13 protein-coding genes are annotated in these 19,355 nt (G+C 73.8%); 9 read left to right on the top strand and 4 right to left on the bottom strand.

The annotated features are described in order from the left end of the window. Positions 1 to 24: 24 nt before the first annotated feature. From IH25_RS0109510 to IH25_RS42195, 4 genes are all read left to right on the top strand, one after another. A complete protein-coding gene (locus IH25_RS0109510) occupies positions 25 to 2,337 on the top strand; it encodes a serine/threonine protein kinase (protein WP_051753848.1) in 2,313 nt (770 codons plus the stop codon). Then, positions 2,334 to 3,986, top strand: coding sequence for a hypothetical protein (locus IH25_RS0109505; protein ID WP_051753847.1), 1,653 nt, complete (start codon positions 2,334 to 2,336; stop codon positions 3,984 to 3,986). Before IH25_RS0109510 ends, IH25_RS0109505 begins: the two co-directional genes overlap by 4 nt. Before the next feature lie 95 nt (positions 3,987 to 4,081). After that, the gene (locus tag IH25_RS0109500) at positions 4,082 to 6,094 is read left to right on the top strand and encodes an AAA family ATPase (protein WP_051753846.1); all 2,013 of its coding nucleotides are present in this window, start codon (positions 4,082 to 4,084) and stop codon (positions 6,092 to 6,094) included. Continuing rightward, on the top strand, positions 6,069 to 6,602 hold the full coding sequence (locus IH25_RS42195) for an FHA domain-containing protein (protein WP_245172738.1): 534 nt from the start codon (positions 6,069 to 6,071) through the stop codon (positions 6,600 to 6,602). The genes IH25_RS0109500 and IH25_RS42195 overlap by 26 nt, the downstream gene beginning before the upstream one ends. Before the next feature lie 33 nt (positions 6,603 to 6,635). Here IH25_RS42195 and IH25_RS0109490 read toward each other — a convergent pair whose 3' ends face one another. The 3 genes from IH25_RS0109490 to IH25_RS0109480 all read right to left on the bottom strand — a co-directional run bounded on the left by IH25_RS0109490 (position 6,636) and on the right by IH25_RS0109480 (position 11,673). Further along, positions 6,636 to 7,301: a hypothetical protein gene (locus IH25_RS0109490; protein WP_030605972.1), complete on the bottom strand. Its 666-nt coding sequence runs from the start codon at positions 7,299 to 7,301 to the stop codon at positions 6,636 to 6,638. A gap of 202 nt (positions 7,302 to 7,503) precedes the next feature. Then, complete coding sequence (locus IH25_RS0109485; protein WP_030605971.1) at positions 7,504 to 8,568, bottom strand: lipoate--protein ligase family protein; 1,065 nt, start codon at positions 8,566 to 8,568, stop codon at positions 7,504 to 7,506. 96 nt (positions 8,569 to 8,664) lie between these two features. Then, complete coding sequence (locus tag IH25_RS0109480) at positions 8,665 to 11,673, bottom strand: carbohydrate binding domain-containing protein (protein ID WP_051753845.1); 3,009 nt, start codon at positions 11,671 to 11,673, stop codon at positions 8,665 to 8,667. Positions 11,674 to 11,892: 219 nt separating this feature from the next. On the opposite strand from IH25_RS0109480, the gene IH25_RS0109475 reads away from it, so the two are divergent. From IH25_RS0109475 to IH25_RS0109460, 4 genes are all read left to right on the top strand, one after another. Further along, a complete protein-coding gene (locus IH25_RS0109475; protein WP_030605969.1) occupies positions 11,893 to 13,776 on the top strand; it encodes a gamma-glutamyltransferase family protein in 1,884 nt (627 codons plus the stop codon). 134 nt (positions 13,777 to 13,910) lie between these two features. Further along, entirely contained in the window at positions 13,911 to 14,756 is an 846-nt protein-coding gene (locus IH25_RS0109470; RefSeq protein ID WP_030605968.1) for an inositol monophosphatase family protein, read from the top strand. Positions 14,757 to 14,854: 98 nt separating this feature from the next. Beyond that, complete coding sequence (locus IH25_RS0109465) at positions 14,855 to 16,264, top strand: phytoene desaturase family protein (protein WP_030605967.1); 1,410 nt, start codon at positions 14,855 to 14,857, stop codon at positions 16,262 to 16,264. Positions 16,265 to 16,306: 42 nt separating this feature from the next. Continuing rightward, positions 16,307 to 16,822, top strand: a complete 516-nt coding sequence (locus IH25_RS0109460) for an O-acetyl-ADP-ribose deacetylase (protein ID WP_030605965.1) — start codon at positions 16,307 to 16,309, stop codon at positions 16,820 to 16,822. Between the two features lie 36 nt (positions 16,823 to 16,858). Here IH25_RS0109460 and IH25_RS0109455 read toward each other — a convergent pair whose 3' ends face one another. Beyond that, the gene (locus tag IH25_RS0109455) at positions 16,859 to 17,878 is read right to left on the bottom strand and encodes a LysR family transcriptional regulator (RefSeq protein ID WP_167346017.1); all 1,020 of its coding nucleotides are present in this window, start codon (positions 17,876 to 17,878) and stop codon (positions 16,859 to 16,861) included. Between the two features lie 488 nt (positions 17,879 to 18,366). On the opposite strand from IH25_RS0109455, the gene IH25_RS0109450 reads away from it, so the two are divergent. Next, positions 18,367 to 19,323, top strand: coding sequence for an isocyanide synthase family protein (locus IH25_RS0109450; protein WP_051753843.1), 957 nt, complete (start codon positions 18,367 to 18,369; stop codon positions 19,321 to 19,323). Positions 19,324 to 19,355 lie beyond the last annotated feature (32 nt).

Raw genomic sequence — 19,355 nt, 5'->3', positions numbered from 1 at the left:
GCGCGGCTCCCGGAAGGCCGGACGATGACCACGACACCGCCCACCCGGTTCGTCGACCCCGCCGAGGGGGGCTTCACCGACGCCCGCTTCACCGAGACCCGCCCGGTCCTCGCCGAGGTGCCCCCGGACCTGGCGGACCGCTTCCCGCTGGTCGCCGTGCTCTCCGCCGCGCGGCGGCCCGCCGAGGCCGTCGTCCTGCGCGTACGCGACCTGACGGCCCGTCATGGGGCGGCGGAGATACCCCTGGTCCTCAAGTGGTACCACCGGCTGCACGCCCCGGACCCGGCCGTGGAACACGAGCTGCGGGACCTCGGCGCACTCCCCGCTCCCCACCTGGAACGGCTCCTGGAGACCGGCGAGGCACACGGCCACCCCTGGCACCTGTACCGGTCGCACGGCGAGGAGACCCTGGAGACGTACCACCGGGACCACCCCGAGGGCCTGCCCCCCGACGCCGTACGGGACGTGGTGGGCCAGCTGTACGACGCCGTCACCGCGCTGCACGGACGCGGCGTCGTCCACCGGGACATCACCCCCGACAACATCATGGTCCAGACCCGCCGGGGCGACCGGGCCGACCTCGTCCTCGTGGACTTCGGCGCCGCCGTCCACCGGCCCGACGAGGTGCTGGAACCCCGGACCGACTGGCGCGGCAAGCCCCTCTACCTCGCACCGGAGGCCGGACTGCTCCGGCAGACCGTCTCCGAGGCGGGCGACTGGTGGTCGCTCGGCATGGTCGTCGCCCAGCTCGCCCTCGGCCGCCACCCCATCGAGTTCCGCCGGGACGAGGACGTGCTCGCCGAGATCGCCACCCACGACCCCGACGTCTCCGGCATCGCCCACCGCGCGACCCGCCTGCTCTGCGAGGGCCTGCTCACCCGGGCCCCCGAACACCGCTGGCAGGCACCGCAGGTACGGGACTGGCTGGACGGCCGGGAACCCTTCGTCCTCCCGCGCACCGGCGGCCGGATCTTCGCCGACGACCCCACGCGCCCGGCGGTCCGCCCGTTCCCGTTCATGGGCCAGGAGTTCACCGGGACCGAGTCGCTCGCCCTGCACCTGGACCAGAACCACGTCTCGGCGGCCCGCATGCTGGCCGACGACGCCGACCGGGCCCGGCTGACCGAGTGGCTGGAGCAGTTCCGGACCCTCGGCGGCCGGGGCGAGGAGGAACTGGCCCGGCTGGACGAGCTGAGCGGGGAACTGGCCCGGCCGCCCGCCCCAGAGACCCTCGCCCGGCTGCTGAACTGGCTCGGCCCCGGCCTCGATGTCACCTGGCACGGGGCCCGGCTGGACGCGCCGGCCATGCGCCGGCTGTGCCAGGGCGCCCGGGACGGGCACGCCGCCGCGGTCGCGCTGCTGCGGCACCTGGCGGACCACCCCGGGGTCATGACCGAACTCGCCCGGCGGCCCGGCGGCGAGGGACTGGACGACACGGCCACCGCGTGGGCCCGCCTGCGCGCCCGGTGGGAGCCCACCGTCCGGGAGATCGCACGGGACCGCCAGGACCGGGCGGTCCTGCGCCACACCGCCGCCGTGGACGCCTGGCTGCTGCAACTGGCCCGCGAACCGGACCGCACCCGCCGCCTGCTCACCGGCATGCTGCTGCGCCTGCGCGCCGAACTGCCCGAACCCGTCCCGTGGTTCGACGCGTTGCTCGCCGCCCAGGACGACGATCCCCGCCTCGTCGCCGCCGTCCGGCTCGGGGGCCGGGCCCGGCAGGAGGCGGAGCAGCGCAGGGCCCGGCGCAACCAGGAGGAGCGGGAACTGCTGCTCGCCGCCGACCAGGACGGACTCACCGCCGTGCTGCGCCGCCTGGACCGCCTGCCCACCCTCGGCTGGGCGCTGTTCGGCGGCATCGCCGGCACGGCCCCCTGGACCTTCGTCATCGGCCTCGCGGACGTCCTGGGCCGCGCCTCCCAGGAGGCGGTGGTCACGGCCTGGCTGGAGGCACTGCCCGCCGCCGCGGTCGTCTTCACGGCGGAACTGTGGACCGCCGTCTACATCGGCCCGCCCTTCTACCACCCCCACCGCTCCCTGGCCGGCCTGCTGATCCGCGGCGCGGACCGCCCCGGCCGGCTGGCCCGCACCCGGGCCGGCCGCTGGATCGGGGCGGCGCTGCTCGTCCTCGCCGTCCTCCTCGGGTTCTACGCCGTCACCGCCGTGCCCTGGCTGTGGCCGCTCGCCTCGGCCGGCGCCGTCGTCGCGTGGAGCGTCCACCGCTGCCGGGCATGGCGGCGCCGGCGGCGCGACCTCCGGGCCCGCCGGGAGGCCAACCGCGCCGGCCGGCCGTGGCGGCCCGGGACGACGACCGACACGACAGGAGAACAGGCATGAGTTCGGGTTTCGCCCTGCCCAGCATCGAGATGGTGGCACCCGCCGTGCACTTCCCGCCGCCCCCGCCGCCCCTGGACGCCCAGGCGCTGCCGCACACCGGCATGCTCCACCTGCACGACGCGGCCGGCCATGCCTCGGGCCATCTCACCGACGCGGCCGGCCAGCTCACCGACGCCGCCGGGCACGCCGCCCACCAGGCCGCGGACGCGGCGCTCCAGGTGCTCGGTTCGCTCAGCGGCGTGCTGCTGGCCGGGCGGGCCGCCCTGCTCGGCACCCGGCTGCTGGCCGCCGGCGCGGTCCGGGCCGCCGAGGAACAGCGCTGCCTGGAACAGCGGCAGCGGATCGCGGCCACGGCCGCCGAGCAGTGGGAGGCCGCCGCCTTCGCCGCCGTACGGGTCAACGCCCGCCGCCACGCCCTGCTGGCCCGGGTGGCCCGCGCCCAGGCCCTCGGCGGCCCGCCCGGCCCCCCGCCCCACCCCGACGTACCGCCGCCGCTGACCCCGGCCGGCGCCCGGCTCGCCGCCCTGCGCGGGGAACTGGCCCGCGCCGAACAGGCCCTGCACCGCGCGGAGCGGGCACAGGCCGAGTGGGAACAGCGGCGGCTCGCCGCCCAGTGCCGGCTGGACGAGGACCACGACGACGACTGGCAGCTCGCCCTGCGCGAGAGCCGCGCACACGCACTGCGCCGCTTCTCCGCCGAACGCACCGCCGACGCCGAGGCCGGGCGGCTGCCCCGCCCGGCCGCCGGCCGCCCGGCCCCCGGACCCTCCGACGTCCGGGAGGCACGCCGCACCGGGGCCCGAATCCTCGGCGAACTCGACCCGTACGCCGACCCCGAGGCGGCCGGCCTCGCCGCGCAGGCCGTCCGGGACGCAGTACGCCGCGCCGCCGAGGACCCCCGCCGGGCCCGTATCCACCTCACCGAGGCACGCAAGTTCGTCCGCGACGCCAACCGGCAGGCGCGTGAGACCCGCGAGGCGCAGGAACGCGCTGCCGCCCAGTACGACTTCCTCGTCTACGAGACCCCCGAAGGAGCCGAGGACCTCGCCCCGGCACCGGACGCCGTGGCCCTGCTGCGGCACACCCTGGACGAGGGCGTCCCGCTCGGCCCGGCCGAACGGGAGCTGGTCGAACGCCGGGTCACCGAGCGGGTGCACGCCCTGGAGTCCCTCTACGTCCAGCAGCGGTGCGCCGACGCCGTCGCCGAGCTGACCAGGAGGTTCGGCGGCCGAGCCGGACTGGGCCGGGGCGCGGGACAGGAGGTACGGCTCGACTGGACCCCGCCGGACTGGGACCCCGGGCACTGGCTCCGGGCGACCCTGCTCGACGGCCGGCTGAGCGTGGCGACCATGTACCGGGGCGGTCCGGGCGAGCGGACACCGGAGCAACGCGCCCTGGACGACGAACGCTGCGCCGAGGCCCGGGCGCGGCTCACCGAACTGGAGCGGATCACCGAAGCACTGGGCCTGGACGTCGAGTTCACGGTCGAACACACCCAAGGGGCGCTGCCCGGGGTGCTCGGGGAGGACGCCCTGGTGCTCGACGAGCTGATGGGCGAGGCGGAAGAGCTGGCGGACACGTACCGGGACGTGATCCCCCAGCCCGTCCGGCAGCGCCACGCCGACGGCGACAACCGCCGCCCGGGCTGACTTTCCGGGGGCACGAACCACCGGCGGGGCCCTGAGCGCACCGCCGCGTCCACGGCCGGCGCGCGGCCCGCGACAGCGCGCATCGGGGAGGAACGATGGATCTGTCCAAGGAAGACCGGCTGCCGCCCTTCGTGGAGGAGCTGACCGGAACACTCGGCGTGCACGCGCAGTACGTCCTGCACGGCAACATCCGCGATCTGCACCTGGTGCGCCGGCGCGGCCGGGACCGGTTCCACCCGCTGCTCGACGTGCTGTGGAACCCGCTGCGGCAGCAGGGCTACGAGGCGCTGGTGGTGTGCGACCAGATCAGCGGCTTCGGCGTGGCCCAGGCCGGCGCGGGCGACGTCCAGGCGGCCGTGGCCGAACTCCTGCGGGGCGCCGGGGACTTCCCCGGCCAGACGGCGGCGCGGCGCCAGGCCGTGCTGGACCAGCTGCGGAACATCACCGAAGGGTGGGCGCGGCAGCGGACCGAGGCACCGCGCGACGGCCGCCGGCTGCCGCCGCTGCGCGTCGCCCTGGTGATCGACCACGCCTCCCGGCTGCTCACCGACCCGGCCCGGCCGGCCCCCGACGAACGGGACTTCTTCCTCGCCTGCCTCAAACTCGCCCACGAGGCACGGCCGTTGCCACCCCGGACCGGCGCCGGAAGCCTGCCGCAGGGCCCCGGCCTGTTCAATCCGGTGATCTGGCTCGCCGAGGGGGAGCGGGACGTCCCCGCCTGGCTGCTCTCCGGCAGCGAGCGGATCCGCGCCATCGCCGTACCGGAGCCGGACGCGGACGAACGCACCACGATGGCCCGCCTCCTCCACCAGGTCTACGAGCGGTACGCCGGTCACGGCAGCCGCGACGGAGCCGCCGCGCCCGGCGGCACGGGCGCCGAGGAGACCTCCCGCGAGATCGGCGCCTTCGCCCGCGCGGCCTCCGGGATGAGCCTGCGGGCCATGGAGGAGAGCGTGCGGCTCGCCCGCTCCCGTGGCCTGCCGTTCGCCGCCATGCCCGACGCCGTGCGGATCTACCGGCTGGGCGTGGAGAAGAACCCCTGGGGCCGTGACGAGATCCGGCAGCGCATCCTGCGCGGCGAGGACCCGGCCGACGAACGGTCCATCCCCCGCCGGGTACTGGGCCAGGAGGCGGCCGTGGCGCGGACCCTGGACATCCTCAAGCGCGCCGCGCTGGGGCTGTCCGGGGCGCAGGCCACCAGCCCCGGGCACCGGCCGCGCGGTGTGCTGTTCTTCGCCGGCCCGACCGGCACCGGCAAGACGGAACTGGCGAAGGCCGTGGCCTCCGTGCTGTTCGACAGCGACCAGGCGTATCTCCGGTTCGACATGAGCGAGTTCTCGGCCGCGCACTCCGCAGACCGCCTCGTCGGGGCGCCCCCGGGCTACGTCGGCTACGAGGCGGGCGGCGAACTGACCTCCGCCGTACGGGAGAACCCCTTCCGCGTCATCCTCTTCGACGAGATCGAGAAGGCCGACAAGGGCATCCTCGACAAGTTCCTCCAAGTGCTGGAGGACGGCCGGCTCACCGACGGGCAGGGCGTCACCACCTACTTCAGCGAGTGCGTGCTCATCTTCACCTCCAACCTCGGCGTGCAGCGCACCGATCCGGAGACCGGGGAACGCGAGTGGATCGTGGCGCCCGGCACGCCGTACAAGGAGCTGGAGGCCACCGTTCGGGACAACGTCAAGAAGCACTTCGAACAGGTCATCGGCCGGCCGGAGCTGATGAACCGGATCGGCGGCAACGTCGTCGTCTTCGACTTCATCTCCGACGACGTCGCCGAGCGGATCTTCGACCTCCAGATCCGCAACATCCAGCGGCAACTGGCCCACGGGCACCGCCTGGTCCTCCGGATCGAGGACAAGGCCCGGCGGGAACTGCTGGAGTACTGCACCCGGGACAAGTGGAACGGCGGCCGGGGCATCGGCATGGTGCTGGAGACCCATCTGGTCAACCCGCTCGCCCGGGAGCTGTTCGCCGCGCCCGACCTGGGCCCGGGCACCACCGTCGTGGTGACCGAGGTGCGCGAGGCCGACAGCGGACGGGTGGACACCAAGGTCGTCGTGCGGAAGGGAGAGGCCGTTGACGGAGCCACCCGACTGGGATGACGACGACTGGCAGCCCGTCGACGGCGTCACGCGCCCCGAGCCCCCGCCCCCGCCCCTCGGTGAACGGTGCCCGCGCTGCACCACGGTCGTCCCGGCCGGTACGACGACCTGCCCCGGCTGTCTGGCCCCGGCGGGCGCGGGCGATCGCCCCCGGCGGCCGGCCGGCGGGGTGCTGCGGCTGGTGTTCCGGGCCGGCGGCGGCCATCTCGACGTACCGCGCGGCGGGGAGGTGCGGCTGGGCCGCAGCGGCGCCTGGGCCCCCGAGGCGTCGGCGCTCCTCGCGGACGAGGAGACGGTGTCGGCCCGGCACGCCACCGTCACGCACACCGCCGAGGGCGCGGCCTGGGTGACCGAGGTCGCGCGGGGCGCCACCAACGGCACCCGGGTCAACGACCGTGTCCTGGTGCCCGGCCAGGCCGTCCGCCTGCGCGACGGCGACCGGATCGAACTGGGCCCGAGGGCCCGCTTCGAGGTCCGCGGTGTCGCGGAGGAGCCGGCGGCGGACTGAGCGGTGGCGGCCGGCCGGGCCCGGTTCCCGGTCTCAGTCCCGGCCGCCGCCCAGCGCGGCCACCGCGGCCTTCGCCGCCTTGATGGCGCCCTTGTTGATCTCGTCCGTCGTCGGCGCCTGACGGGTCTCGAAGTCGCTTCCGCTGTAGGTGACGACGACGAGGGCGTTGGCGACCCGGGCCAGCACCACGCCCTCACGGGTCTGCTGCTTGTCCTCCGTGGTCAGACCGACGACGGAGTACGCGCTGTCGCCGAGCCCCGGCACGGCCCCGCCGCCGCTCTTCTCCGCGACCCGCTGCCCGTACTCCTTCTCCGCCTCCTGGTCCGACTCGCCGATCTCGAACGACACGTCGAGCCAGCGGTAGTCGTAGCCGTGGAGCGCGTTCCAGGAACAGGTGCGGCGCAGCTTGGTGTCCGTGGACGGGATCTCCTTGCCGGCCGGCCCGGCACCCGGCACCAGGGACTTCAGGATGGCGGCGGGGACGGCGGCGCAGGGGGAGGGCGCGGTGGTGTACGCGGGTGCCGCCGCAGGGGCGGACGGGGCCGAGGCGGAGCTTCCGGCGGGCGGGATCCGGGCCGTCTGCTGCCCGGCGGCGGGCGGGGCGGCGGGGCCGGAGGACAGCAGCCAGCCGGCGCAGGCGAGCACCGCGACCGGGGACAGACGCGCGGTGAGGGCGAGCGGCAGGGGGAGGGAACGCACGGGCACACTTCTCGTGGGGGAGAGGGGTGGAGGGGTCCGCGGGGCGGACGGGGTACGACAGTGTCACATGACTGCCTGTGGGGCGGAAGTGCCAACGCACCGCGTACGCACCCGGTCACGGGCCACACTCATGACGTACCGGTCTGCCCGTAATGCACCCCCGGCCCCCGCCTCCTTCAGGCTCGCGGACCGCTACCGGCGGCTACGGCACGCGCGCCGTCCACTCCGCCGAGCCGAACTTGGTGCGGGCCAGTTCCTCCGCCCGGGCCAGCTCCTCGTCGGTGACCTTGCCGTCGGCGAGGCCGTAGCGCGCCCGGAAGGAGTCGATCATCCGCTCGATGACGGCCTCGCGCGGCAGCCCCGTCTGCCGGCGCAGCGGGTCGACCCGCTTCTTCGCGCTCCTCGTGCCCTTGTCGGACAGCTTCTCCCGCCCGATCCGCAGCACCTCGACCATCTTGTCGGCGTCGATGTCGTACGACATCGTCACGTGGTGCAGCACGGCACCCGGCCCCCCGCCGGGCCCGACCATCCGCTTCTGCGCCGCGCCCGCGATCTTGCCCTGGTCGGTGGCGATGTCGTTCAGCGGCTGGTACCAGGCCCGGATGCCCAGGTCGCCGAGGGCGCCGAGCACCCAGTCGTCCAGATAGGCGTAGGAGTCCTGGAAGGACAGGCCCTGTACGAGGGACTCGGGCACCGACAGCGAGTAGGTGATCGTGTTGCCGGGCTCCACGAACATCGCGCCGCCGCCGGAGATCCGCCGCACCACCTCGACGCCGTGCCGGGCGGCGCCCTCAGGGTCGACCTCGTTGCGCAGCGACTGGAAGCTGCCGATGATCACCGCCGGGGCGCCCCACTCCCACACCCGCAGCGTCGGCGGACGCCGGCCCGCGGCCACCTCGGCGGTCAGCACCTCGTCCAGCGCCATGTGCAGGGCCGGCGGCTGCGGAGCCTCGTGGATCAGCTGCCAGTCGTAGTCGGTCCAGTCCGTGGCGCGGGCGAGCGCCCGGCGCACCGCGATGCCGACGCCGTCCGAGGTCAGGCCGTACATCACCGTCCCCGCCGGCAGGGCCGCGTCGATACGCGCGGCCAGCCCCGCCGCGTCGGTGTCCGCGGGGGCGCCCTCCAGGGCGCCGTTCACCGCGTCCAGCGCCTCGTCCGGTTCCAGGAAGAAGTCGCCCGCCACGCGCACGTGCCGCAGCACGCCGTCCTCGACGTCCACGTCCACGACGACGAGCTTGCCGCCGGGCACCTTGTACTCACCGTGCACTGCCTTGGCCTTTCGTTCCTGTCACCGGGGATCAACGTCCGGCCCGCCCGGGGTGTTCCCGGGGCGCCGCCCGGTCCGCGGCGCCCCGGCGTGTCCTCACTTCAGGTAGGGGCCGTCACCGCCGATCCTGCCGGGCCCGTCGAGCACGTACACCCGGAGATTGCCCTTGCCGGGGGCCGCGACGGACAGCGTGCCGTTCGTGACGGTCCGCACGTCCCCGGTGACGGCGTCGGTGTAGGTGCCGTTCGGTATGCCGGTGTAGGTGGCGCCGCCGGTGACCGTGACGAGGGCGAAGCTGTCCGTGCCGCCACCGGTGTAGCGGCGCTTGAACGCCATGCCTCCCGAGATGCCGTCGGTGGAGTACTGGCCCATCTGCAGGGCCGGTACGGCACGGCGGATCCGGTTGAGCCGCTGGAGGTGCTGGACCAGGGGCTGGGCGAGGGTGTCGGCGACCGCGCCGGTGGCGGAGCCGGTCCTGCCGAAGTCCGCGGCGGTGACGGTGCCGGCCAGGTGGTCGCCGTAGTAGGCGCGTCCGGTGGAGGCGAGCGGGCAGGTGGGGCCGCAGTCGATCTGCTTGCCCTTCTGGAACTCGGTCTCCGAGCCGTAGTACAGCGTCGGGATGCCGCGGAAGGTCCACATCAGGGACATGTTCTCGGCCCAGGCGTCGGTGCCACCGCTGTAGCGGGTGCTCGACTTGTTCGGGCCGTAGTCGTGGCTGTCGACGTAGACGACGTTGTACGTGGCGTCGTTGACGCTGTCGTCGGAGTCCTTGCCGTTGCTGTAGGCGTTCTGCGCGTCACCGAAGTTCATGTGCATGCGCATGTCGATGATGTTCATGCCGGAGGCCTGGCTGTGGTCCGGCGCGTGGTAGGTGTTGCCGTTGAGGAAGGCGTTGGCGGAGACGGGCTGGTTGCCGGTGCCGAGCTGTTCCTCGTAGTCGTACTGTTCGAGGGCCGCCCGGGTGTCGTCGGCGCTGTACTCCTTGCGTTCCTTCCAGGTGTAGAACTGGGCGGAGTGGTTCACGGAGCCGCGGTTCCACTTGTCGTTGACGAAGGCCCCGACCTCGGCGAAGACGAAGAAGTTGGCCGCCTTCCCGGCACCGAACCGCTGGGTCACGCGTTCCTGGATGGCGGGCAGGAAGCGGCGGTTCCAGGTGACCCGGGGGATGTGGACGGCCGTGTCCAGGCGGAAGCCGTCGACACCCATGTCGATGTACTTGTCGTAGGCGCCGACGAGGTAGTTCTGCACGGCGGTGGACTCGGTGTCGAAGTCGGCGAGGTCCTCGTGCAGCCAGCAGGAGCGCGAGTCCTCGCCCTCCCAGTTGCCGATCCAGCACTGGTGGTAGTACTGCTTCGGGAACATGCCCGAAGTGGGGCTCGGCCACTGGCAGTTGTAGACGGTGTAGCCCTCCGCGCTCCTGCCGCCGGTGGGCTTGCCCCAGTTGACGCAGGTGTTGCCCGTGGGTTCGGCGGTGGACCACAGGTCGCCGTTGTAGTACGACTTGCCGGACTTGGGCTCGACGGTCAGGCCGTCGTACGCGAAGCCGTCGTCGCGCTCGTCGTAGTACCAGCTCCACTGGCTGTCGCGGACGCCGTACACGGTGGGGGTGAACAGGCCCTTGGCGCCCCAGCGGGAGCTGTGGTTGTACACCACGTCCTGGTAGATCTTCATGCCCTTGGCGTGGGCGGCGTTGATCAGGTCCTGGTAGGAGGCGCCGGCCGACTCCAGGCGCGGGTCGACCTTGTAGAAGTCGTAGCCGTGGTAGCCGTGGTAGTCGTAGTCGGAGCGGTTGAGGACCACGGGGGTGATCCAGACGGCGGAGAAGCCGAGCGCCTTGATGTAGTCGAGTTTCTCCACCAGCCCCTTGAAGTCGCCGCGGAACATGGGGTCGTCGCCCGCCGCGTTGCCGGACTTCACGTGCTGGCTGCCGCCGCGGTTGTTGGAGCTGTCGCCGTCGTAGAAGCGGGCGGTGAGGACGAAGTAGATGGGGTCCTTGCGCGGGTCGGTGCCCAGCGGGGTGCCGCCGGCGGGCTCCGGCGCCCGCTCCCCGGTCGTCACGGTGGCCGGCGCCGAGGCGGGTGAGGTGTTGCCGGCCGCGTCGGCCGCCTTCACGGTGTAGGTGTAGGTGGTCCTCGCCTCCAGCCCGGTGTCGGTCAGGACCGTCGAGGTGACGTCCGTGACGGTCGTGCCCTTGGTGCCGCCGGTGCGGGTGACCTGGTACTTCACCACACCGGTGTCGTCGGTGGCCGCGTCCCAGCCGACCACGACCGAGGTGTGGGTGGCGGTGGCGGTGACCTTGGCGGGCGCCGTCGGGGCCCGGGTGTCGGGCTCCGCGGCGGCGCAGGGGTTCTGCGCCCCGGTGGTGACCTTCCGGTCCTTCACCGTGGAGGTGCCCGTGGCGAGGGTGTAGTCGGTGCCGTTGTTGTTGTCCCAGACGCCGTTGCCGTTGTTGAACGCGGCCCTGAGCGAGGTGGCGGTGCCGATGCCGAGGGTCTTCTTCCACCAGCCGGCGCAGGCCGGTTCCATGCCGGCGCCGGGGGCGGTGGTCCAGGAGCCGCCGGCCGGGGCGTAGTGGATGTTGGCGGTGGTCCAGCCGGTCGTGGCCGTCGCGTAGTAGACGGTCGCCTCGTTGCCGGAGCCCGAGCCGGAGCCGGTGTCCGCGCACGGGTCGCTGTGGGCGACCACCCCGTCCTTGACGGTGACGGTCCCGGTGCCCAGGGCGTAATCGCCGCCCCCGTTGTTGTCCCAGGTGCCGCTGCCGTTGGTGAAGGCGGCGCGCAGCCCGGTGGCCGCGCCGAGGTCGACGGTCTTCTTCACCCAGTCCGTGCAGGCGGGCTCCATCCGGGTGCCGGGGACGGTGGTCCAGGACCCGCCGTCGGGGGCGTAGTGCAGGTAGGCGGACGGCCAGTTCTTCGTCTTCGTGTAGTAGAAGACCGTGGTCGTACCGGAGGCGGCGGCAGCCGGCCGCAGCGGGGCCGGTGCGGACGGCGACGGTCCGGTGAGCAGCGCGGCCACCCCGGCGGCCGCGGCGGCGGTGGCGAGCACGCGCCGCAGGATGCGGGGGCGCGGCGGTGCGCTCGGAGGGGCGGTGGATCTCGATCTCATGACGTCTCCCGCTCAGCGGTCGGGGAGTGGATGAAACTGGAGACAGTAAGTTGCTGCAACTGCTTGCAGGAGCGGAAGCTACAGGGACATGACAGCCAGGTAAAGGGATGCGGCGAAGACCGGGCCCCGGCCGCGTAGCCGGCCGTGCGGCGGGGCAGCTTCCGGGCACGACAACTGCTCCCGGGCAGACCGGCCGACGCGCGCACACCGAGGTGAGAGATGCCGTTCACGACGCGACCCACCCTCCAAGGCACCTTCGGCATGGTCTCCTCCACGCACTGGCTGGCCTCCCAGTCGGCGATGGCGGTGCTGGAGGACGGCGGCAACGCCTTCGACGCGGCCGTGGCCGGCGCGTTCGTGCTGCACGTCGTGGAACCGCACCTGAACGGGCCGGCCGGCGAGGTCCCGATGCTGCTCGCCCCGGCGGGCGGCGCCGTACGCGTGCTGTGCGGACAGGGCGTGGCCCCGGCCGGCGCCACCCCGGCCCACTACCGGGACCTCGGACTGGACCTCGTACCCGGCACCGGACCGCTCGCCGCCGCCGTGCCCGGCGCCTTCGACGCCTGGCTGCTCCTGCTGCGCGACCACGGCACCAAGTCCCTGGACGACGTCCTGAAGTACGCCATCGGCTACGCCGAGCACGGGCACGCGCCCGTGGAGAACGTCGGCGCGACCGTGGCGAGCGTACGGCGGCTGTTCGAGACCGAGTGGACGTCGTCGGCCGAGGTGTACCTGCCCGGCGGCCGGCCGCCCCGCCCCGGCACGCTGCTGCGCAACCCCGCGCTCGCCGCCACCTGGAAGCGGCTGCTGGCCGAGACCGCCCACGCGGGCGACCGGGAGGCGCGGATCGACGCCGCGCGCGAGGTGTGGCGCTCCGGCTTCATCGCCGAGGCCCTGGTCCGGCAGTCCCGGCGGCCCACCCTGGACACCAGCGGCGAACGGCACACCGGCACCCTCACCGAGGCCGACCTGGCCGGCTGGTCGGCCCACTACGAGACCCCGGTGACGTACGACTGGAACGGCTGGACCGTGTGCAAGGCCGGCCCCTGGAGCCAGGGCCCGGTGCTGCTCCAGCAGCTCGCCCTGCTCCCGCCCGAGCTGCCCGCCCCCGGCTCCGCCGACTACGTCCACCTGCTGATCGAGGGCTGCAAGCTCGCCATGGCCGACCGCGAGGCCTGGTACGGCGACGCCGCCGAGGTGCCGCTCACCGACCTGCTGTCGGACGCCTACAACGCCGGGCGGCGGGCCCTGATCGGCGCCAAGGCCTCCTACGACCTGCGTCCCGGCAGCCCCGGCGGACGGCTCCCGAGGCTGCCCGCACTCGCGCACGCGCGCGTGCCGGCGGGCACGCGGCCCGGCTTCGACCCGATGGGCGCCGGCGAACCGACCGTCGCCCCGCTGCCCGGCGCGCCCACCCTCGCGGAGGCCACCGGAGAGGCGGAGGTCACGGGAAGGGCCGACGCGGCCGGTGAGGCCGAGGTGGCCGCCGACGGCTCGACCCGGGGCGACACCTGCCACCTGGACGTCGTCGACCGCTGGGGCAACATGATCGCGGCCACGCCCAGCGGGGGCTGGCTCCAGTCCAACCCCGTGGTCCCCGAACTCGGCTTCCCGCTCGGCACCCGGCTGCAGATGACCTGGCTGGAGGAGGGCCTGCCGGGCACCCTCACCCCCGGCCGCCGCCCCCGCACCACCCTCACCCCCTCCCTCGCGCTGCGCGACGGGGTACCGGTCCTGGCGTTCGGCACGCCCGGCGGCGACCAGCAGGACCAGTGGCAGCTGCACTTCTTCCTCGCCGCGGCCCTGCGCGCCCCCGTCCGCGGCGGCCTCGACCTCCAGGGCGCCATCGACGCCCCCAACTGGCACAACGACAGCTTCCCCGGCTCCTTCCACCCGCGCCGCCGCAGCCCCGGCAGCGTGACCGTGGAGTCCCGCATGAACCCCGGCGTGATCGGGGAACTGCGGCGGCGCGGCCATGACGTCACCGTCGGCCCCGCCTGGTCCGAGGGCCGGCTGTGCGCGGTGGCCCGCGACCCGGGGACCGGCATCCTCTCGGCGGCGGCGAACCCGCGCGGGATGCAGGGGTACGCGGTCGGCCGCTGACGCCCTGCCGGGACGCGGACCGTACCTCCCCGCCCGGAAGACCCGCTCCGCGAGCCCCCGCTGTTCACGCCGATTCCACCCTCCGGGCACCCGCGGGCCCGGGGCTGTCAGTGGGGCGTGGTCTGATGGGAGGCATGATCGAAGAGACGGAAACCATCGAGGAGTTTCTCGCCCGCCGCTCGGCCGACGTGGAGGAGGCGGTCCGCAAGGCCGCCGCGGCCGAGATCCTGCCCCGCTTCCGCCGCCTCGCCGCGCACGAGGTGGACCAGAAGAGCGGCCCGCACGACCTGGTGACGGACGCCGACCGGCTCGCCGAGCTGCGGCTCACCGAGGACCTCGGCGCGCTGCTGCCCGGCTCGGTGGTGGTCGGCGAGGAAGCCGTGCACGCCGACCCGGCGGTCTACGAGGCGCTCCAGGGCGACACCCCGGTCTGGATCGTCGACCCGGTCGACGGCACCCGTCAGTTCGTCCACGGCGACGACGGCTTCTGCACCCTGGTGGCCCTCGCCCACCGCGGCACCGTGGTCGCCTCCTGGACCTACGCCGCCGCGCGCGACCGGTTCGCCACCGCCGTCCGCGGCCGGGGCGCCTTCCTCGACGGCGAGCGGCTGTTCGCCGGCCCGCCAGAGCCCGGCCGGGACCTCGTCGTCGCCACCTCCCACCCGGACTACACCACCGACGAGCAGAAGCGCGCGCTGCGCGCCCTGTGGACCGACGGCCTCGCCCCGCGCGCCTGCGGCTCCGCGGGCCTCGAATACCTCGCGGTCGCCCGGGGCGAGCTGGACGCCGTCGCGTTCTCCTGGGAGGCCGCCTGGGACCACGCGGCCGGACTGCTCCTGGTGGAGGAGGCCGGCGGCACGCACCTCACCCTGACCGGCGAGCCGTTCCGCGTCACCGGCGGCAACGCCCTGCCGTTCACCGCCGCGCGGGACGCCGCCACCGCCCGCCGGGTGGCCGAGGTGCTGCGCACCCCCTCCTGACCGGCCGGGGCGACCCGGGCCGGGGGAGTGTCGGTGCCCCGGCATATCCTGATCCCGAATGGCCATCGGCTGACGATAGGGGTCCGAAGGTGCCGTCGATGCTCGATGCGGTCGTGGTGGGTGCGGGGCCGAACGGACTGACCGCCGCGGTGGAGCTGGCCCGCCGCGGTTTCTCCGTGGCCCTGTTCGAGGCGAAGCCGACGGTGGGCGGCGGCGCCCGCACCGAGGAGCTGACGCTGCCCGGCTTCCGGCACGACCCGTGCTCGGCCGCCCACCCCCTCGGCATCAACTCCCCGGCGTTCCGCGCCCTCCCACTCGACCGGTACGGCCTGGAGTGGCTGCACGCCCCGCTGCCCATGGCCCACCCGTTCCCGGACGGCAGCGCGGCCGTGCTGTCCCGCTCGGTGGCCGAGACCGCCGCCTCCTTCGGACCGCGCGACGCCGGCCCGTACCGAAGGCTGGTCGAGCCCCTGCTCGCCCACTGGGACACCCTCGTCCAGGACTTCATGTCCCTGCCGTCGACCGCGCTGCCCCGCGACCCGGTCACCCTGGCCCGCTTCGGCCTGGCCGGGCTGCCGCCGTCCACCTGGCTGATGCGCCGGTTCAAGGACGAGCGGGTCAAAGCCCTCTTCGCCGGCCTCGTCGCCCATGTGATGGCACCGCTGGGCGGCCTCGCCACCAGCGCCGTCGGCCTGGTCTTCGCCCTGTCCGCGCACGCCCGCGGCTGGCCGGTGGCCCGCGGCGGCTCCCAGGCCGTCTCCGACGCCCTCGCCGCGTACCTGAGGGACCTCGGCGGCGCGGTGCACACCGACTTCGAGGTCAAGCGCCTGGACGACCTGCCGCCCGCGCGCGCGTACGTCTTCGACACCTCGCCCGCCGCGCTCGCCCGCATCGCCGGCCTCGGCGACTACTACGCGAACTACCGCTACGGCCCCAGCGTGTTCAAGATCGACTACGCGCTGGACGGCCCGGTGCCGTGGACCGCGCCGGAGGCCCGCACCGCCGGCACCGTGCAGATCGGCGCGAGCCAGGCCGAGATCGGCACCGCCCTGCGCGCCGCCTCCCGCGAGGGACGCGCGCCCGAGCGGCCGTTCATGATCACCGTGCAGCCGAGCGTGGCCGACCCCTCCCGGGCCCCCGAGGGCAAGCACGTCTTCTGGGCGTACGGCCATGTGCCGAGCGGCTGGTCCGGGGACCTCACCGAGGCCATGGAACGCCAGCTGGAGCGCTTCGCGCCCGGTTTCCGCGACCGGGTGCTCGCCCGCGCGACGGCCGGGCCCGCCGAGATGGCCGCCCGCAACGCCAACTACGTCGGCGGGGACATCGCCTGCGGCGCGGCCTCCGGACTCCAGCTGCTGCTGCGCCCGAAGCTGTCCCTGTTCCCGTACCACACCCCCCACCCGGCCGTCTTCATCTGCTCCTCGGCCACCCCGCCGGGACCCGGGGTGCACGGCATGTCGGGCCACAACGCGGCCAAGGCGGTCTGGCGCAGACTGAGACAGGGCTGACCGACGCGAGCGGGGCCGGAGCTGCGGAAGGGGACCACCGGCATGACCAGCATCACCCTCGTCCAGGGCGACATCACCCGGCAGCACGCCGACGCCCTCGTCAACGCGGCCAACTCCTCGCTCCTGGGCGGCGGCGGAGTGGACGGCGCGATCCACCGCCGCGGCGGCCCCGCCGTCCTGGCGGAGTGCCGCGCGCTGCGCGCCTCCCGGTACGGCAAGGGCCTGCCCACCGGCCAGGCCGTCGCCACCACGGCGGGCGACCTGGACGCCCGCTGGGTGATCCACACGGTGGGCCCCGTCTGGTCGCCGACGGAGGACCGCTCGGACCTCCTGGCCTCCTGCTACCGCGAGTCCCTGCGCGTCGCCGGCGAACTCGGCGCGCGCACCGTCGCGTTCCCCGCCATCTCCACCGGCGTCTACCGCTGGCCGATGCGGGACGCGGCCCGCATCGCGCTGGAGGCGGTACGCAGCGCCCCGGCCGCCGTGGAAGAGGTGCGGTTCGTCCTCTTCGACACCTCCGCGTACGAGGCGTTCGCCCGGCAGCTGGACGACCGGTAGGCAGGCGACCGGTAGGCGGGCCGGGGCCGCGGCCGATCAGCGCCCTGCCGCCGGCGGCAGCTCCTCGTCGGGCCGGCGCATGGTTCCCGGCGGCAGGCCGCCCTGGTCGCGCAGGCGACGGCAGACGTCCGTCAGCGCGGTGATACCGGGGCAGTCCTCCCCGGCGCGCTCGGGCCACACCACGCCGAAGCCGCACGGTTCCAGGTCCGCCACGGTGCGGTAGACGATGTCGGGCCGGGGGAAGAGCTCCGCCGCCACGGCCGGCAGGAAGGCGATCGCCCCGTCGAAGGAGACGGCGGACAGCAGCGATTCGACCCGGGTCACATGGTGGTCGGTGTAGCGCACCCGGGTGCCGTCCGGCCGGGGGTCCACGGCCCAGAAGCGCCGCTCGACGGGGGACACCTCCTGGGCCAGGCTGATCATCGGCCGGTCGGCGAGGTCCGCCAGCCGCAGCGTGGCACGCCGGGCGAGCGGGTCGGTGGCGGACAGGCACACCACACGCGCCTCGGTGGTGAGCGGCTCGACGGACAGCCCCTCCGGAACCGGCAGATAGGCGAAGGCGGCGTCGACCTTCCCGACCGACAGGGCCGTCGCCTGCTCCACCAGGTCCAGCACCTGGAAGTCGATCTCCAGACGGGGGTGCAGGGTGGTCAGGGTGGCGATCACCCGGCGGGTCGCCGCCAGCGTCGCGGCGCAGTCGGTGAGCCCCACCCGCAGGGTGAGCCCGTCCTTGCCGTCCGCGGGATGCCGTGCGGCGTACCGGAGTTCGTCCGCGGCGCCCACCACGTTCCGTACCAGCGGAAGCAGCGCCTGGCCCAGCGGCGTCAGCTCCACCTTGCGGCTGGTACGGGCGAACAGCTGGACACCGAGGCGGCGTTCGAGGGTCCGGATCTGCTGGCTCAAGGCGGGCTGGGTCAGGTACAGCCGAGCGGCGGCGCGGCCGAAGTGCAGCTCCTCGGCCAGTGTCAGCAGCGACCGCAGTTGATGAACGGCAGGGTCGTCCGTGACCAGCATCGCCGATGCCTCCCATCCGAGCGGAACGGGTCCGTGATCCATCACGCATGTTAATCGATGGACGATTGCATGGCTCCTCGCATTCACGGGAAGCTGTTGGCGCTTCGACGTGCCAGCGGGGGATTCCAGCCGTGCGAGACGGCGTTGGCCGAAAGCTACCGTCACGGCTTTTCTTTTCAGCCTGGCCGGATCGCCCGCGCACGCAGGGCGCTTGGCAGTTGCGCAGGAGTGTTCGTCGGTTCGGAGGCAGATTGATCTCGTAGCGCCATGGGTTCGGTGACCATGGCAGGGAGGTCCTGGCGGGCCGAACCGTCGACCCTCATGGAGCACCATCCGGACGTGGATCCGCGAATACGCGGACGCCAACCCAGGAGCGGTGAAGTGAGAATTCGATCAGTGTTTCGTCCGCAATCCGTCCTGCCCGAACAGCGCGAGTCCGATTTCGCGTCCATACGCGCCTGTGCGATGGAGGAGTGTTGAACGAAAACATAACGGGGGCTTCGTTCTCCGGGACGGTGTCGCAGAGATTAATGGGACTGCTCGACCGTTACCGGCGGATCGACGAGACGCTCGCGGCCGGCGGCACACAGGACACGCCCGGCGGCGAGGACGGCACGGACAGCGTGGCGGGCGCGGGCTGCGCCGACGTCCACCGGGAGCGCGTCGAGCGCTTCGTCGAGCGCCGGGAACCGATCCACTTCGTGATCCCGGCGTTTCCCGCGAAGTCGCCGAACCGCAGCAAGGTGCTCGGCGCGCTCCCCGACCTCGGGGAGCATCTGGCGCTCGGGTTCCTCCAGTCGCTGTGCGATTACATCGGGCACTTCTACGAGCCGGGCGCCCGCATCACCATCTGCTCCGACGGCCACGTCTTCGGTGACGTCGTCGGCGTCACGGACGGCGCCGTGACCGCGTACCGGCAGGCCCTGGCGGAGATGATCGCGGAATCGGGCTTCTCCTCCCTCGACCTCTACGGCCTCGACGACGCCTTCTGCACCACCGACTACCCGAAGCTGCGCCGCCTCCTGGAGGAGAACTACTGCGCTCCCCTGGCGGAGCTGCGCGAGAAGGTGCGTACCGACCGCACCACCCAGGCGCTGTTCAACGGCATCCACCGGTTCATGTTCGAGGACGCGGTGGCGCGGCGCGGCGACCAGGCCACCCGCAGCCAGCTGCGCAAGGACTCCAAGGAGACGGCGTACCAGACCATCCTCCGCTCCAACGCCTGGAGCCGGGTCGTCGCCGAGAAGTTCCCGCAGGCGGTACGGCTGTCCATACACCCCCAGGCACCGGACTCCGAGAAGCTGGGGGTGAGGCTCCTGCACACGAAGGACGGCTGGCTGACCCCCTGGCACGGGGTGGTCCTGGACGACGGCGTCAACCGGTACCTGGTCCGGCGGTGGGACGCCGAGAAGGTGCACGGCTCCGTCGTCTGGCGCAACGGCCGGCCCAGCCACTTCGTGGCCCCTCACCTCTCCGTGACCGCCTGAGGCGGTGTCCGGCCGCGGCGCCGTGGCGCCGC

Origin of the sequence: Streptomyces achromogenes subsp. achromogenes (assembly GCF_000720835.1) — a bacterium.
Classification (GTDB): Bacteria; Actinomycetota; Actinomycetes; order Streptomycetales; family Streptomycetaceae; genus Streptomyces; species Streptomyces achromogenes.
The sequence above is the reverse complement of the archived record's forward strand: the minus strand, read 5'-3'. Positions and strand labels throughout refer to the sequence as shown.